We start from the raw sequence: 16,183 nt of genomic DNA on the forward strand, positions 1-16,183 counted from the left end.
CGGCTGGCGCGATATTTTCGTCCGACATAATGTGACAAATATTCCAAATCGGACGTAGAAAATAGCGTGCCAGCCGGCGAGGAATGCCTGCAGATGTTGTGCTCAACCGACTTCGTCGGATTCGCTTCGGGTCGGCAATGCCGACGGATGTTGTGCTCAACGTGCTTCGCACGATTCGCTTCGGATAATGAAAATTTTGCAATGGAAGAGGGCGGCTTGAAGGCCACCCGTTTAACCCCCCAACCCCTCTCAACTAGACATTTCGTATAAACACGATAAAACTTTCAAGGCTATTTTGATTAATTGAAAATTTCTCTTGCGCTACTTGCAAACATCCTTATATTTTGCGACTTCGTAAAGAATGAAAAATGCGATTCGAGGAGGATTAAAATGCTTGTCGATCATGATATTAATTGTTTTCTTGATGAACTCGCTAGCCAATCGCCGGCTCCGGGTGGCGGGAGTGTTGCAGCGATGTCTGGTGCACTTGGAACAGCCCTAATTTCGATGGTTTGTAGATTAACCATTGGTAAAAAAGGTTATGAAAATGTCGAGGAAAACATAGCGGATATTCTTAGCGAGGCAGAACAGGTTCGCGAGGAGTTTATCAAACTCATCGATCTCGATGCCGAGGCTTTCTCGGGCATAATGAAGGCATATAAATTCCCAAAAGAAACAGACGAGGAAAAAAAGATAAGAACCGAGGCCATTCAAGCCGCCACACTAAAAGCAACTCAGATTCCCATGCGTATAATCGAGCTTTCAGTGAAGATGCTATCACTTGCTCATGAAGCAGGCGAAAGCGGAAATAAAAATGTAGTTTCTGATATTGGTGTTGCGGGCGCAATGCTTAACGCTGCTGTCGATGCTGCATGGTATAATGTAGAAATTAACCTATCTAGCATTAAAGATAAGCAATTTTTCGAGGAGATAAGCGAACGAGGCGAAATCCTTTTAGATGAAGCTGAAGAACTCTATGAAAGCGTCATGGAGATTGCTGATTTAAGGATAGGATAACTGAAATAATTCGATAACAGAGAGCTTGTTAGCACTCTTTTCATTATGAAATACTGCGATTTACATATACATAGTAATGCCTCTGATGGAACATTTACACCAGAAGAAATCGTTGAACGAGCTTGGAATTACGGTCTCAGTGGGATTGCTATTTCTGATCACGACACAGTAGCCGCCATTGATAAAACTCGCTCGTTATGTCTCAAAAAGGGCATCGAGTTCATTCCAGCCATCGAGATTTCTTCTTCCGCACTCGATGGGAGAATGCATATTCTTGGCTATTATATAGACAATAAAAACCAAGCTCTCCTTGATCTCACAAATAGAATGGCCGATTCCCGTTATCACAGAATTGAGACGATGTGTCAGAAACTCAATGAAGGTGGAATCCGTTGCGATTTTAATGAAGTTCTGCGTATTGCTGCGGGTGCTTCCATCGGAAGACCTCACCTTGCGGAACATATGGTCAATAAGGGCATTGTAAAAAACGTTTATGAAGCCTTTAGATATTATCTTGCTGAAGGTGGAAAAGCATATTTGCCAAAGCTTTCACCCTCACCGGAGGAAGCTATTAACATCATTCACAATGCCGGAGGTCTTGCTATTGCTGCTCATCCCGGTGTTACCGGCGGGATGATAAAAAAACTGCCGGAATTAGTAAGTATGGGAATAAATGGATTCGAGGCATATTATCCAGGTCATAACCATCAAATAACCTCGACTATTCTCAATTTGGCTCGATCAAATGATCTTGTTGTCTCAGGTGGGTCGGACTGTCATGGCTATAGGAGAGGGACTCCTCTAATGGGAATCTTCAAGGTAAATTACCGAGTCTTTTCGCTTCTGAAGGATAGATATTTGAAACAAAGAGCATAAACACTTTGAAATTCACATTATCCTTTTAATCGACACGGTAGTCTTAGCCAATAATAGCGCTTCTTTGGACAAATATATTATTCCTTAAAAAGGTCTCTGCTTTCAAGAACCACCACGAGACGCCTTAAACTGAAGTAATTCGGCAAACAAAAAACACATATATACATTAGCATTTTATAGGCACTACCGCGCAATTTGCAGTTTCGGCAAATTGCCTGCCAGTGCATTCTTCCTGTGATATTAACTTTATTTTTTGACAAAGGAAGAACTCTATTTTTTCTTCGTGAAAAGGGGCTTTTTTTATTCCTTGACAAATCTATTATGATTAAATAGCATATTGATTCAATATGCTTTGTTTCTTTGAATAATTAACGTCTAAAAATGGAGGGATTATGTCCCACAAAAAGCTTTTCATTCCAGGACCGACGGAAGTTTTACCCGACATCCTCGAAGCGATGTCGATGCCGATGATCGGCCATCGGAGTAAGGACTATTCGAACCTTCAAGGCGAAACTACCAAGCGGGTTCAGAAGTGCCTTTATACCAAAAACCAGATTATCGTATCGACAAGTAGCTCGACAGGCCTTATGGAGGCCGCAGTTCTCAATTTTTGCCGAAAGGGCAAGAAGATTCTTGCGCTTGAGTGCGGCGCATTTTCCGACCGCTGGGCAACGATTGCGCGGGCGAACGGCAAGGAGGTTATCGACCTCAAGGTCGATTGGGGAATGGGAATCCACCCGGAGATGGTGGACGAAGTCCTCGCCAAGCGCGCCGACGAGATTGATCTCGTTATGCTCGTTATGAACGAGACCTCGACCGGCCTCATGAATCCCGCGAAAGAGATTCAAGCCGTGGTGAATAAATACCGCGACGCCGGGGTTCTGATGGCAATCGACGCGGTGAGCGCGATGATGGCCGTTCCGATCAAAACCGACGAATGGGGAATCGATTACGTCCTCGCCGGTGTGCAGAAAGCCTGGAGCCTCCCGCCGGGATTGGCTATCGCCGCTATCAGCGAGAGAGCCATCGAGCGCGCGAAAGAGGTCGAGAATCGCGGTTACTATTTCGACCTACTCGAGTATATCAAAAAGAACGAGAAGGACCAGACGCCATCGACACCGGCGATCAGCCTCGTTAATGCGCTTAATGTAATGTGCAAAAGAATCCTCGACGAAGAGGGCCTCGACAATCGCTGGGCGCGCCACGAACGTCAGGCGAAGATGGTTCGCGACTGGGCGTTATCGCACGGTTTCGAGATGTTCCCTGAAGAGGGATTCTACTCGGTAAGCCTGAGCTGTATCAAAAATACAAAGGGCATCTCCGTGGCCGACCTCAACAAAGAACTCGGCAAACGCGGAAAGATGATCTCCAACGGATACGGCAAACTCAAGGAATCCGCGTTCAGGATCGCGCACATGGGCGACATCTACGAAAAGGACATTGCCGAACTTCTCGCGGACATCGACGACATTCTCGGATTCTAATCGGGCAATCTCGTTTCGCTCGATAAGTTATAAACACAATGGGAGAATGCCGTCGTGGTGCGCCGGATTCTCCTTTTTAAATTTAAGGAGCTAACATGGCTAAAATAATGATTTGCGACAAAATGGATCAGGGCGCTATCGATGAAATCAAAAAGCGCTGGGGTGCCGATGTCATAATCGGTCAATCGGTCGAGGACCTCACGAAGAATATCGAGCCTTACGAAGCGGTTGTTATTCGCAGTGCGACAAAGGTTCGCACGCCCTCGATCGACGCCGGCAAGAACCTCCGCGTAGTTATCCGAGGCGGTGTCGGGATCGACAATATCGACCACGAATATGCGCGCGGCAAGGGCGTCGATGTTCGCAACACGCCGAACGCGTCAAGCGACGGAGTCTCCGAGATCGCGCTCGCGCACATGTTCTCGCTCGCGAGAAATCTACATAAATCAAATGTGACGATGCGTAAAGGCGAGTGGCTGAAAAAGCAATATAAGGGAATCGAACTTGCCGGCAAAACCCTCGGAATTATCGGGATAGGCCGCATCGGCCAGTCGCTTGCGAAAAAAGCAAATGCACTCGGCATGACAGTAATTGCATTCGATAAATTTGTCGAAAAATCACCGCTCGATTTCGTCGAAATGAAAAAATGCATCGATTGCCTTTTAGCGTCTTCAGATTTCGTCAGTTTGCATATCCCGAAGTCGGGCGATGGGTATGTTATCGGCGCGCCCGAACTTGCGAAAATGAAGGACGGCGCATATCTAATCAACGCCGCACGCGGCGGAGTCGTCGATGAGAAGGCGCTTCTCGACGCGCTTAATTCCGGCAAGATCGCCGGTGCGGGCGTCGATGTTTGGGAGAAAGAACCGACCGACAACGTCGATCCTCCAAAACACGAAAACGTCTGCTGCACACCGCATCTCGGAGCCTCCAGCGCGGAATCGCAGAAGCGCGTCGGCACGGAAGTAATCTCCGTTCTCGCGGAATATTTCAACTAAATTCGTTCACACGGATTAGTGTAAAGGGATGGCATTTGTCATCCCTTTTTTTATCCTCCACCCCCGCGCCAGCGAACCACAACAGCACTCGATAGGAGATATTACTGAGCGGAAAATGGAAAATTTTCATGTATTCGGTAAAACTGTCCTTGACAAGCCGCATTACTTGCCCTTTATTTCCTTTATGATGCTCGATTATAACAACGAAGCATACGCCGCGCGCACGAAACCCAAACCAAACCGTAGGTCGAGGCGTGCCTCGACCGCCGCTCCCTCGAACGCGCCAAACGCATAACAAAAGCCAGCGAACAGAAATTGAGGCTGGGGATATGAAACCGAATATTGAAAGAAATTCCAATCCGGCGCAGAGTTTAGAACAGAAAAAATCAAAATTAGCTTGTATATTTGATATCAAAGTAGTATCATATGACTGAGTGGGCAAGATGAATCTATTAATAGAAGAATTTAATAACATACTTAAAGCGTGTCCAAATTTTAGGAAACTTATACAGGATTGCCCGTATGAGATAATAGATTTAGCTCGTTTCCTCATTGATATTATAGATAGCGGCAGGCATGATGATTGCTTCGATCTAAATCCACTAATTGAGTTTATGGAGTATTTTTTTTCAGCGGTTTATAAACCAGGAAAACAAGGAAGCAAGGTTTCTATCTCGATTCCAAACAAAAAAGGAAATCTAACTGTTCATAGATGTCATAGTGCGAAATTGGAAACGAAAGTATACCAGATAAGCAAATATACGGGAAATTTCAGAATTAGATTTCAACAAATGATGGGATTCGATTTCGAGCAGTTTTTAAGAATAGTTTTTGATGAATTAGAGAAAAGAAAAGGAGTATGAAGTGTCGAAAATGATAACTCAGGAAGATCTGGATAGAACTGAGCGTATGCATAGGGAAGAGGTTGAAGAATACATGGGCTATGACTATCCGATAACGATTATGCAATACGAGGATTATTGGATGGCTACGATAGAAGAACTCCCCGGTTGCGACGGTTACGGCGATTCCCCGGATGAAGCGGTCGCGGATCTGAATGCCGACAAAAAGGACTGGTTCTTGATGTCCTTTATGAAAGGGCACAAACCTCCTAAACCCAAAAAGCAACAGGAAATAGTCAGACTCTTAGTCCGTATGGACGTAAGTTTGCATCTCAAATTGTCTGAGAAAGCCGTTCAACAGAACAGAAGCCTGAACTCGTTTATCAACAATAGTCTTTGGAATTGCATAAATAATACTAATCGGGAATATAAGCTGAGAATGGAAGAACCGACAATACAAACGGTTATTGGAAAGAAGTATACAGGTCGTAATATTTTTACTTTACCCGAATGCCATGAAAACAAAGGATTAGAGGAATATGGACAAAAAATCGCAGCAGCAGGTGGATATTAAAGAAGCAACCGATAAGGTTTCACCGGAAGAATACCAGAAATTTATCAATCAACTTAAACTCGAAACAATTTTCTTATCGAGTATTAAGTTTAACAAAGTCGCAGATGCACATCTTAGAGACCTTAGAGGTGCGACGATTGACCTTCCTAAACCTCAAGGTAGTTTTATTAATTCAAAAGATCCGCAAAGGGCGTTTGCGACTCTGACTTACAATGCGACTATTGTCGATTCCGACGAAGAACTTTTAGAAGCCGAAATAGCTTATACAGCCGAATTCAGCTACGAGACTACCCAGTTCGATATATATAATTTTACGCTATTCTTCGAATTCAGTTTGCTAAACATTTTACATCCTTATTTCAGAAGGACATTGGACCAGTTAATATCTGAATCCTATATGGGACATTTCATAATGCCGCTTTTAAAAACGGTTTTTGAAAAATCAGAGGATAACGACTAATACAAAATACAGTCGTCAAATCCTGCGTGGCGGAGCTTCAGTTGCGCGGGAGGTTCGTTCTTTGTAGATAGATTTAATTTATGTTATCCCGCGCATCCACCCACTGCGGCGTGGCATTTGAAAAATCCCCCTGTCATTCATGCTTCAGAGTGAATGACAGGGGGCAAAGGATTACAGATCTGTTTTACATTATATATTTTGAATTAAGCATGATTTGAAATCCACCGTTTTCTTCCTTCAAATATATACTTATAAATAAACGAGATTTATAAGTAATTTTCCATAGATAATTTATTTGGCTACCGCCATAATGTCTTGCATACATTTTCCATGGAACTTTACTATGCGCTCAACATAAAACGAGGTCTCGCGGGGAAGCCTGTCCTTTATTTCAGCGAAGGTCGAAGCACCGATCTCGGTCAATAATTTTTTTGCACGCGTGGGGCCGCAGTTGTAGCTTGCGAACGATAGAAGCAATCTTTCATGGAGATCGGGTATCTGCGAGAGACGATCCCAGCAGAAACGATCATACCAAACACCAGCCTCGATGTTAGATTTTGGATCGAAGATATCTTCAGATAAGTGGTGAAGGTAGAGTTTTATATCTCGCCATGTGGCTGGCATGAGTTGCATCAGCCCGCATGCTCCAACGCGCGAGACCGCGCGGACATCGAGGCCGCTTTCCGCAATCGATTGAGCAACAAACCATAAGTAGAAACTATCGTTTGCTTCGCATTCTTGAGGCCAATAATTAATTGCCGATTCTCGAAAGAAATTATTAAACTTATTTTTTTGCATTTCGGTTCCTATCGAATAACTAAATTGGATCAAATTAAGTTGCCTAATTGAGGATTTATGGGTTATAGGTTCTTACGGGAGATTTTGTATAAACCTTGATTACTGAGGTGGATTTGACACTCAGCGATTCTGTTATTTCGAGCGTAGCCAGGAATCTCTTATAATCAATGTGGGAGATTCTTGGCTACACTTTTTGAAATGACACTTTATGTCTAGGCGAGACACGGTTCGCTTCTACCTCGCCACTCCAGCTAGATTTTTCTGCATTATCTGGCTGGCGATCTCACGGTGTGCGAGAGATTTTGCATCGTCGGCATCGGGAAGGCCGCAGGCAGAGATTAGCCGATCTACCGCTTCGTCTATCCACTCGCTCCAGTGAGCTGCAGGTGCGACAAGAAGCATCTCATCGGTGATTCGATCTGCTATCAGAGCAATCTCCTTGGCTCGGATAATCCGCGTGGAGTTGCGATTGATCCAGGGCTTGAGGTATTTCCCGGCGAGAAAACCTATTGCAATGAACAATAAAGGGACTATCGCCTTAATGAGGATGGTTATAAGTATTTGTTCCATTTTATCTCCTATTTTTTTAGATTAATGTTGTTCTCAAGAATCAAATCTACTTTTGCCTCGATGCGTCCAACGGCCTCGGTTTGAGTTAAAATAATGTCGTCCATTCGGTTAATCCGGTTCGAAAGCTCGGCATAGGTTATGCCCCAGACTATTCCTATCAGGGCGATGATCACCGAGAGACCGATTGGTGCAAGTCTCCAAAATATATTACGGTATTCGTCGGACATGGTTCCCCCTAACGGGTAACATCCCAGCGAACGATGAAGCGGTTTCTCCATATGGTTATAACATCTCCTTCAGGGAAAGTTAATTGAATATCAGCAGCATAGCTTTTCGGAATAAGTGTCGTCTGCTCTTGACTTAGTTCGAGTCGTGCGTGCCCGCTAGTGCCTTCAACAATATCGAGAGTATCTACTATCACTGCAATAGAATCACTCTCGCGGGTGCGGGCAGTGAAAACAGCTTCGGCGTCGGTTATATCCACTGTATCTCCGCTTGCCCCCAGGATATAGATATCGACAGTCTTATTGTCTCCTCTATATGCAATTATTTGCCTCGAAGTTCCACCTGAGAAAGTAACTGCAAATTCATCTTCATCCATTGTTAGAAGGAAGGGAAGGATTGCCTTCGACTCCCATGAGGCTGTGCCGTGGGCGAGGGCAAGTGTTTCTGCAATCATAGACCTAAATAAATTTGGATTAGCTGCAATAGGTATAGTAAATGCCGTGGTATCAACCAGAGAATCCTCCCAAAAGCCTGCCACGATTGCGGTTGCAAAGATGATTGAATCGGGAAAAGCAAATGCGTAAGTTGCCGATCTTCCGATAGTATCCATAGATGTCCATCCCAAAAGAGTATCTCCTGAGGCTAATACTGCACAGAAAGCTGAATCCGCATATGCGCTTTGACCATCGGTGCCTACAAGATCGACAGTTATTGGATAAATGAAGCAAAGCGCTGCCGTTGTGATTATCAGTAAGGTTGCTAAATATTTCATCGTAATCTCCTTCCGGGAGCAATAATCCCCCATTTTAAAGCGACATGTGAAGCACCCGATTCCGGCCATGAGACTTCTGTATTGTATGGACTTCGCCAACCTATAACAGGAATTCCAGATTCGCTTCGGAACCACTTTCCTCGATTGTCCCATAGGGGAGCCGTTAGGCCGTAGGCTGTATTTATACCGATCAACCTCGCACTATCTGCCTGAGCGACTTTGAGCGAATCTAACTCCGGATCGAATGACCAATAGTTTATTGGCATTCCAAGGTTGGTGGTTTCTGTTTCGCAATTAAATAGGATAAGGCCATCAGTTTGAATGAAATCGCAAGAATTGATAGCCTTCCCTGCATTTGAAATTATACAGTTTAGTAATTTTACTGCACCTCTATTGCCGCTCATGTTGATTGGATTCTCGACTGAATCGAAGGTGCAATTTGTAAATTGCACAAAAGGATTATTAGTCGAATAATAACTTGTGGTGATACCGAGTTGCGAACCAGTAAAAAGGCACTTATTGAACACATAGGACTGAGAAGGATACCGATATGCTAAAACAGCAATTGAATCGACGTAAAACGCATCCTCATCGAAGAAACCCGCTATACCGCTATAACCACAGATACCGCCATAACCATAATACTCATTCTGAGAAGATATAAAAATGCCTGCTTCGAGTCCCTTAATGCAATAGTCGGTTTCTGCGGTCAAAATGGTATTAGAAACCCGTGCAAAGCTTGCGTTTAGATAAAGACAGAATTTTCCTGAATTTAGATAGCAATCCTCGATAAGAAGCTGTGATGTTATGGCATATATTCCAACATCGAACGTTGAAAGCGAACAAGACTGAAACTTCGCGCTTCCCTTATCGCCCAGCGTAATACAATTCGCGGGGCTATTTATAATTTTGCCGTCGATTATGGTAACGAAGGCCTCGCCAATATTACCGCAATAGCTTCCGATTTGAATACAATTTCTTGTCGAATCCCCATCGATTGTCCACTTTGTGCTGTCAGGCCAAGCGAAAAGGAAGCATCCTTCGTGAATATTATTTGATAGACTGAATGTTTCGTTGAAAACTCCACAAGCAAAAGCGGTATCGTTTCCGCTCATTGCAACTGTAGCAGCGCCAAGTGTCGCGAAAGCTGAATCTGGGGAATTCCCTGGCCACGCGTCGTTGCCGAGAGATGAATGAATCCAGTATTGCCCTGGAATCAGTGCTGTAACCAGCAAAAAGAGAGCAAGGATTATTTTACCCATTTAAACCACCTCTCCAATTCAGAACAAAACGCAAAAAACCTTCGCGTTGAATCCGGCGGCACACAATAGCCAATTTCTTGTAGAAGTATTGTATCGCTTTCAGCAAGGTAGATTATTCCCGCAGATCTGATTAAACCATTTGCGGAAGTATCTTCCTCGATAACAACAGTCGAATCTACAACCGATATACCTGTCGAGTCGGGAGCGATAAGTGTATGTGCAGAATCGGCTGACACTTCAACCCAAGCTGCAAATCCTGCAAGCGAGATTAGCATCATTATTTCTAGGAATTTCATACTATCTCCTAACTAGCATCGGTTGTGATGTTGAATGCTATGTAAAAACCCTCTACAGGGCGTTCGATTCCAAGCCACGAAGCCAAGTAAGCGCCATCGGGCAAGGTTTCAACCTCGGCCGATTCAGTAAAACCGGGGAAAAGGTCGCCGAATTCAATATTCGAAAGTTCGAAATTATCGAATTCTTCTTTGAATTTTTCAACCACGGCTAATTTGATTTCTGCGAGGTTCTCTTGCGGATTGCGTCCTCTAAAGAGAATTACAGTTAAACCCTCACAAAAATTCTCTTGCAAGCCCAATTCCGCTGAAACAAGGCCAGTCATCGCGATTGGGTATTCGCCTGCGGCTATTTCTCTGATCCGCTTGAATCCGCGAACGGAATTCCGAAGCAATAGCTTATGTTCTTCCTGAAGTTTGGCAAACGATGCGACAATTGAGTCGATCGCGCTATCGAAAGTCGTTTTTCCCATGCTTTTCCTCTTTTCTTAATTGCTTTTATTAATCATCTAATTAACACAACGCCCGATTTCTCCAAACCCTCGAATTCTATAGCAGGTAATGCGGTTTGGATAGCACTCTCGAATTTATTTGAATACTGGGTTGCCTTAAGTGCATATATACCTCCGCCGGTCGAATTAGCATTGAAAACAAGGTGTAGATTAAGGAAAATCGCCGGTTCTCGGAGAACTTCCGGGTTTTTAATTAAAGATAGTATCTCACCATCATACAGTTCGTTATAGGCCTTGCGTATTCGAGAAGCAAGGATACCTTTCACTGCTGTTCGGTTATCGATTCTATCAAGAGATTCGAGCGATTCCGATTCGAAATCGTATAGATCGTTGATGTCAAATAATACATTTGTTTCCCAATTCATGATGTCTCCTGATTTGTTATGGCCATCGATCGATTTTTTGCGTCTCTGGAGGGTAATTTTTCGGGGGGCATGAAATGCAATCTTTCCTCGCCCCCCGAAATCATCGGTGTGCTAGATTTAGATTTTTTATAAATATTGTCTCTATTTCCAGCTCACCGTTAGGCTGTGAATTTATAACAGCTCTCAGCGCCCATGAAGAGCGCATTTAATCGAAGTGAATACACTAACTCGTTGCAAGGTTCTTTATGAGGCCGTGTGCATAAAGAGCATTGTGAACCTCTAGTGTGTATTCGCCTATTATTCTTCTTGCGATGTAGTCCGCAGCCTCAGAAGGGGTTGCGGGAAGATCACTAAAGGCGCGGTCACGCATGGGAACAAGAGCAAGTTTTGTTGAATCTAGAAGTGCAATCTTATCTTGAGGGAAAGCGGTATCTATGATGATACGCTCCACCATACCAAGCGGAAGATCGCCAACAAATTCATAAACAGCTCCACCTGTGCGCTCATCTGACCAGGTTGTCCTAACAGTAGGTGTCGAACCCGAGGCAGTGTTGAAAGCCGAGATAGCGCGTGCCTGAAAGGTATTGCAGACCAGTATATTAGGTCTTCCACCATCGGCAGCGATCTTTTCAATGAGATCGTTGAGATCGTCTGCGCTAATGGCTCCAGCCTCGGCATCGATTACATTTCCATCAGCTTTATCGAGGAAATAGAGTAATCCACCCATGGTTCTCGGAATCGAAGCGTCGGATGTATTAACGTATCTCCTGCCATAGATAACTGCCGCATTCATCTCGATCTGTAGCAATTCTAGGTGATGTTTAATGTGAAAGTCCACAAGGTCCTCTATAGCAAGGTGTTCAGAAGCTACAGCAGATTTAGAGACCTTAGCCGTGCGGTCGAAAATCTGTGAATAGTTAAATTCTGAAGATGGTTCGGTAACCGCGTCATAGCCAGGATCGCTTCCTTCTGAACGCGGCCGCGAGATGACCCTAACTACCGTATCGTCATCCATACCAACAGCGCTGGTTCCACCGTATGCTCGGGATACGGTGAGAGTCGCGCCATCAATAGATGTTACACGGATGATCTCATCGTAATTGTCGAAAGCGAGAATATCTCCAGCAGCAAACTTCGAGCCGGTATCGACATCGATCTCAGTGTCGGTTGAGAGAATTGCGCCATCCAAGACATCGATGGTCGGTTCGATAACATCCTCGAGCCATTCGTGTTTGTAGTTTTTGCTTTTCCCTCGAATCGGAATTATCGAGAGTAAGTTGTGTTGTCCTTTAGATAGAATCTCGAAAGTTTCACCTAAGTCGCGTTTAAGATTCGAGAAATCGTAAGATGTTTCCATTGTGTTTCCTTTCTTTTTGTTGGTTTTTAATTCATCATCGTTAAGCTTCATTCTCGGGGGGCGTCAGAATTTTCGTGACGCCTCCCTTAGCTTTCACATTAGCGTAAGGCTTTCAGCATGCTTAATGTATCACCAGCGGCCCTAGCAAGAGTCAATTCATCGCCCTTTGAGCGCGAGAATCCTGCATTATCGACCCTTGGTGGTGGTAACATTTCTTGGAACAGCTCAGGAAAACCATCCTTAAGCTGTGATATTACATCGATCGCAATCTTCGATGGATCTTCATCGGATTCGTCGAATTGAGCTATCTTAAAAGCAGCATCTAGTCTTTCGGGGCGAATATTCGCCCGCATTGCCTCGATACAGAAATTATCTCGAAGGCGTAGGTTTTCGAGTTCGGCGATCTTCGTCGATAGGTTTTCTTGTTCGGATTCCATCTTGGTTGTTTCTTCGAGTTTTTCTCTATATTCCCTTGCTTCTGCGTTAGCTTTTCGTTTAGCTATGATGAGTTTTTTTATGTCTTCAGGGTTAGCCTGCAATTGCTCGACAAGCGCATCATCATTGATTGTGTTGGTATTATCGTTCATAGTTTTACCTCTTTGCTAAGGATTTGGTTTCATTGTGGTTTTCCAACCAGAAGGCGTTATCTCGGTATTTTGCCTCGGCCTCTTCTCGTGTCATCTGGAAACGTATCATCATGTAATCGATCGGTGTGGCCATGCCATTTTCTATAAGGAATTTCCATTCGGCGGTTTCATCTTCGGTGGACTGAGGAAGCCTGACCTCGTGAACTGTCACCGAGAGGCCGGTCTGTGGTCGAAAAAGAATTCCCTTAAAGGGGTGAGCATTAGGAAGAGAATTTGCATGTGTATTCCAAACCTTCTTAATCACCCTGAAAAGCAACTCTTCAGAATCCTCGTAAAATGGCACCGCATTTTGCCTATCCTCGAAAAGCGCGAGGTTTTCCATTACCAATGCAAAACCGCTCTTTTGGCTTCCGCTTATGGAATAATTCGCCGAACTTATGTGATACGTATTTGAAAGCCGCATAATCGCCTCGCGTATTGCTCCGAGACACTCTGTTATTGCGGGATTCGGTGAGACGAATTTGAAATCCGGTGCCCCTCCGCCAACATGGCTTAGAGGAATTGATATTGGTTTTCCGGGCGCAACTACTATTTTTTCCTTGCCGTCATAACCTATAAGCACTGGCACACTGAATGACTGCATTTTGATAAGATGATTCAACTGAACGAGCTTAAGGTTGATAGCATCCTGCACAATTGTCAAATCCTCGCCGGCATCGACAAAATAACTCGAGAGCGGCAGGGTCTCTGCGAAACGCACGAAGGGTAATTCCCCGTAAGGATTGACGTTATCAGGATTCTCCTGTATGCGGAGGATAACACCATCAGCGGTGAAGCGGCGATAACTCGAGCTGTCCCAATAATGATAGACGAGTGCGTCCGGCGCGAGTGTCTCTGTGCGCGGGCGGCTATATATAATCGCCTCTGCCTCGGTTGGGTCTTCGGGATCTTGAATAACATCTATTTGATCCGGCGTGAGGACATCGAGACGAATACACTTATTGCGAAAAGAGGGTTTTACCAAAACAGTCCGACAAAGTTTCACCATGCGATGAACTGTTTTTATCGTTGCGTCGTAATTTGAGTTAGACATAAGCCAATCCCATAAGGCTTTTTCTTCAGGTAAAACATCGCCTTCGGTGCTTACAAGCATCCGTGAAGCACCGCTTCTATATACCAGAGCGGTTCCATCGACTATTGTTTTGATCACATTAACAAATTCTGGTTCGAGAGCTAACATAGAAGCATCACTATATTTTTCCTTGAGAAGCTCTAGCAAATAGGGTATCTGACGGTCGTTATAGTAGTCTATCCGTTTGGCCATCTCGCTTTTAAAGCTCCTGCGGACTGCTAGTTTTGCCGAGAGAAGGATTCTCTCTACCCATTCTTCGGCACGCGATTTTGGAAACATGGTTCTCCTTTCGTTCGATTTATCGATTTTCTAATATTCTATAAAAACAAAGGATCAACCGTTGGTTGACCCTCATTGTTGATTCCAAATTTTATGGAAAAATGTTAGGCGAATATCGGGGTGGAACAGCCCCCCCTTTTCAATATTTTTTACCCAAACCTCCATTCTGCAGTTTTAAGAGGCGTGACGAAATCTATCATGTAACGAAGGGCATCCATTGTGTGATCGTGAACGTTGTCTTTAAGGGGAAGCTCTCCGATTGGCTTGCCATTTTTATCCATAGGGTAAGTATAACTCTGGAAATCGTCGATAAGGCGCTTGCAACGTGGGTCGATTTCCAGATCGACCTGTCCACTTGCCGAAAGTAACTTTGCGCGCACCGCGTTAACCCCTTGAAGTATCGGAGAACGGACGACAGCCGTCCTGGTAATGCCCATACCGGTTATCGAAGAAAGCGAAGATTCCCCTCCGGCCTCTTGCCTCGATTGAAGACCTTCAGCACCTGAGATTATCCTCTCTACTCGCGAATACGGCACTCTCGCTTGGAAACTTCGCCCAGGAAGCGGTACCGCATCGCCAATAATTGCTGCAGCAATACTTTCCAATCTAAGATGCTGTTCGACAAGCTCATCGAAGATCACCCACCTACCCTTTGGCGATAATTGTGCCCATATTACAGCCGATGGGTGAGTCCAGCCAAAGTCTATACCAATGAACACAGGCCAATCATTCTTTATTTGCCAATGTTTTCCGAGGATATTTATCTGCGGAGAAAAATCTTCGTAAACACAAAAACCATCGTCCTCGAAACTAGCCTCGAACTGTTGGCGAAAATAACGCGAGTCCATCTGTCTTCGAGCACGTTCTATCTCAACATTATTTATTAATGGATTCTCGCTCGTTTTTGCTGTAAAAAATTCCGCATCAGCATCCCCAGCCCAACTTTGGACAAGATTCCAAACCCAGTTTTTTCCGCGTGGTGTTGTTGATAAAAATCCCGGCCCGCCTGTCGATATTGTTCTTGCGACAAGAACCTCCCACACCCTTTTAGGAAGCTGTGCCGCCTCATCCAGGTGGAACCAATCGAGAGTGAGGCCCATAAGCCGATCAGGGTTATCTGCGCTGCGAAAAAGTATCTTACTTCCGTTGTCGAGCAACATATCTCCAATAGAGGCGTTCCACTTTGCAATTCTGCCTTCGGCGAGTTCGGCATACTGCGGAACGAGGACATCGCGAGCCATACCTGTCGTCGGTGCCACTGCAGCTCCGGTTGTTGGAAGTAGCAGCGCTCTTTTAAGGCCTTTCAGCGCACCACTGAAAGTTTTGCCGCTGCGCACACCTCCTATAAAGGCAGTGAATCGAGCCTTCGACTCGACAAATTTCTCTTGACATGGGAAAAGTTTGGGCGATATTACACATTTATGTGCATTATTTACAAATTCAGGTATCTCACCTATTTTTTTGAGAAGATCGGTGGCATCTTTTAATTCTTTAACTTTAAAATCGGGATTAGCGATTATTTTATCTATTCTTTCAATCACTGCGTTTTCTGGGTTTATGTGGTTTTGCTCTGTTGTGGGCACTTCGTTTTTTAAGGTAAATTTAAGAGCAGAACTATTTTTCTTAGGTTTTATTTTTTCGGACATATATTCCTTTGCGTATATTTATATTTCGCTTTGCCGTGTAATTATATTCGTGTTTCCATTTTTTCAAGAGGTTTTTTTGAGTTTCAATGTAAATTTTATTCCTCTTACCGGCCGGGCATATTCTTTGTTATTTT

20 protein-coding genes are annotated in these 16,183 nt (G+C 44.3%); 8 read left to right on the forward strand and 12 right to left on the reverse strand.

The annotated features are described in order from the left end of the window. Positions 1-390 precede the first annotated feature (390 nt). From KAH81_04615 to KAH81_04650, 8 genes are all read left to right on the forward strand, one after another. Positions 391-1,017: a cyclodeaminase/cyclohydrolase family protein gene (locus KAH81_04615; GenBank protein MCK5832938.1), complete on the forward strand. Its 627-nt coding sequence runs from the start codon at positions 391-393 to the stop codon at positions 1,015-1,017. A 45-nt stretch (positions 1,018-1,062) separates the two neighbouring features. Next, positions 1,063-1,893, forward strand: a complete 831-nt coding sequence (locus tag KAH81_04620) for a PHP domain-containing protein (GenBank protein MCK5832939.1) — start codon at positions 1,063-1,065, stop codon at positions 1,891-1,893. A gap of 392 nt (positions 1,894-2,285) precedes the next feature. Beyond that, entirely contained in the window at positions 2,286-3,377 is a 1,092-nt protein-coding gene (locus KAH81_04625; GenBank protein ID MCK5832940.1) for an alanine--glyoxylate aminotransferase family protein, read from the forward strand. A gap of 95 nt (positions 3,378-3,472) precedes the next feature. Further along, positions 3,473-4,375 carry a 3-phosphoglycerate dehydrogenase gene (locus tag KAH81_04630; GenBank protein ID MCK5832941.1) on the forward strand — a complete coding sequence of 301 codons (903 nt, stop codon included), beginning with the start codon at positions 3,473-3,475 and terminating at the stop codon, positions 4,373-4,375. Between the two features lie 115 nt (positions 4,376-4,490). Then, entirely contained in the window at positions 4,491-4,670 is a 180-nt protein-coding gene (locus tag KAH81_04635) for a hypothetical protein (protein ID MCK5832942.1), read from the forward strand. Between the two features lie 139 nt (positions 4,671-4,809). Beyond that, positions 4,810-5,238: a hypothetical protein gene (locus KAH81_04640; protein ID MCK5832943.1), complete on the forward strand. Its 429-nt coding sequence runs from the start codon at positions 4,810-4,812 to the stop codon at positions 5,236-5,238. 1 nt (position 5,239) lies between these two features. Continuing rightward, positions 5,240-5,791, forward strand: coding sequence for a type II toxin-antitoxin system HicB family antitoxin (locus KAH81_04645; protein ID MCK5832944.1), 552 nt, complete (start codon positions 5,240-5,242; stop codon positions 5,789-5,791). Next, positions 5,757-6,251, forward strand: coding sequence for a hypothetical protein (locus KAH81_04650; GenBank protein MCK5832945.1), 495 nt, complete (start codon positions 5,757-5,759; stop codon positions 6,249-6,251). Before KAH81_04645 ends, KAH81_04650 begins: the two co-directional genes overlap by 35 nt. A 291-nt stretch (positions 6,252-6,542) precedes the next feature. Here the strand turns inward: KAH81_04650 and KAH81_04655 are convergent, their stop codons facing one another. The 12 genes from KAH81_04655 to KAH81_04710 form a co-directional block, all read right to left on the reverse strand. After that, entirely contained in the window at positions 6,543-7,049 is a 507-nt protein-coding gene (locus KAH81_04655) for a transglycosylase SLT domain-containing protein (GenBank protein ID MCK5832946.1), read from the reverse strand. Between the two features lie 234 nt (positions 7,050-7,283). Further along, positions 7,284-7,619: a hypothetical protein gene (locus tag KAH81_04660; GenBank protein MCK5832947.1), complete on the reverse strand. Its 336-nt coding sequence runs from the start codon at positions 7,617-7,619 to the stop codon at positions 7,284-7,286. Positions 7,620-7,627: 8 nt separating this feature from the next. Then, positions 7,628-7,846 (reverse strand): hypothetical protein, encoded by a 219-nt coding sequence (locus KAH81_04665; protein ID MCK5832948.1) that lies wholly within the window; start codon positions 7,844-7,846, stop codon positions 7,628-7,630. 8 nt (positions 7,847-7,854) lie between these two features. Then, positions 7,855-8,616, reverse strand: coding sequence for a hypothetical protein (locus KAH81_04670; protein ID MCK5832949.1), 762 nt, complete (start codon positions 8,614-8,616; stop codon positions 7,855-7,857). After that, the gene (locus tag KAH81_04675) at positions 8,613-9,878 is read right to left on the reverse strand and encodes a hypothetical protein (GenBank protein MCK5832950.1); all 1,266 of its coding nucleotides are present in this window, start codon (positions 9,876-9,878) and stop codon (positions 8,613-8,615) included. The genes KAH81_04670 and KAH81_04675 overlap by 4 nt, the downstream gene beginning before the upstream one ends. Continuing rightward, a complete protein-coding gene (locus KAH81_04680) occupies positions 9,866-10,174 on the reverse strand; it encodes a hypothetical protein (GenBank protein MCK5832951.1) in 309 nt (102 codons plus the stop codon). The genes KAH81_04675 and KAH81_04680 overlap by 13 nt, the downstream gene beginning before the upstream one ends. Positions 10,175-10,182: 8 nt before the next feature. Continuing rightward, positions 10,183-10,644 carry a hypothetical protein gene (locus tag KAH81_04685; protein ID MCK5832952.1) on the reverse strand — a complete coding sequence of 154 codons (462 nt, stop codon included), beginning with the start codon at positions 10,642-10,644 and terminating at the stop codon, positions 10,183-10,185. A 32-nt stretch (positions 10,645-10,676) separates the two neighbouring features. Then, complete coding sequence (locus tag KAH81_04690) at positions 10,677-11,048, reverse strand: hypothetical protein (protein ID MCK5832953.1); 372 nt, start codon at positions 11,046-11,048, stop codon at positions 10,677-10,679. A 223-nt stretch (positions 11,049-11,271) separates the two neighbouring features. Further along, entirely contained in the window at positions 11,272-12,405 is a 1,134-nt protein-coding gene (locus tag KAH81_04695) for a DUF5309 family protein (GenBank protein MCK5832954.1), read from the reverse strand. Positions 12,406-12,503: 98 nt separating this feature from the next. Beyond that, positions 12,504-12,992: a hypothetical protein gene (locus KAH81_04700; GenBank protein MCK5832955.1), complete on the reverse strand. Its 489-nt coding sequence runs from the start codon at positions 12,990-12,992 to the stop codon at positions 12,504-12,506. A 4-nt stretch (positions 12,993-12,996) separates the two neighbouring features. Beyond that, positions 12,997-14,403 carry a phage portal protein gene (locus tag KAH81_04705; protein MCK5832956.1) on the reverse strand — a complete coding sequence of 469 codons (1,407 nt, stop codon included), beginning with the start codon at positions 14,401-14,403 and terminating at the stop codon, positions 12,997-12,999. Between the two features lie 149 nt (positions 14,404-14,552). Beyond that, positions 14,553-16,049 (reverse strand): terminase family protein, encoded by a 1,497-nt coding sequence (locus KAH81_04710; GenBank protein ID MCK5832957.1) that lies wholly within the window; start codon positions 16,047-16,049, stop codon positions 14,553-14,555. Positions 16,050-16,183: the final 134 nt, after the last annotated feature.

The organism is bacterium, from assembly GCA_023145965.1.
Taxonomy (GTDB): Bacteria; UBP14; UBA6098; order UBA6098; family UBA6098; genus UBA6098.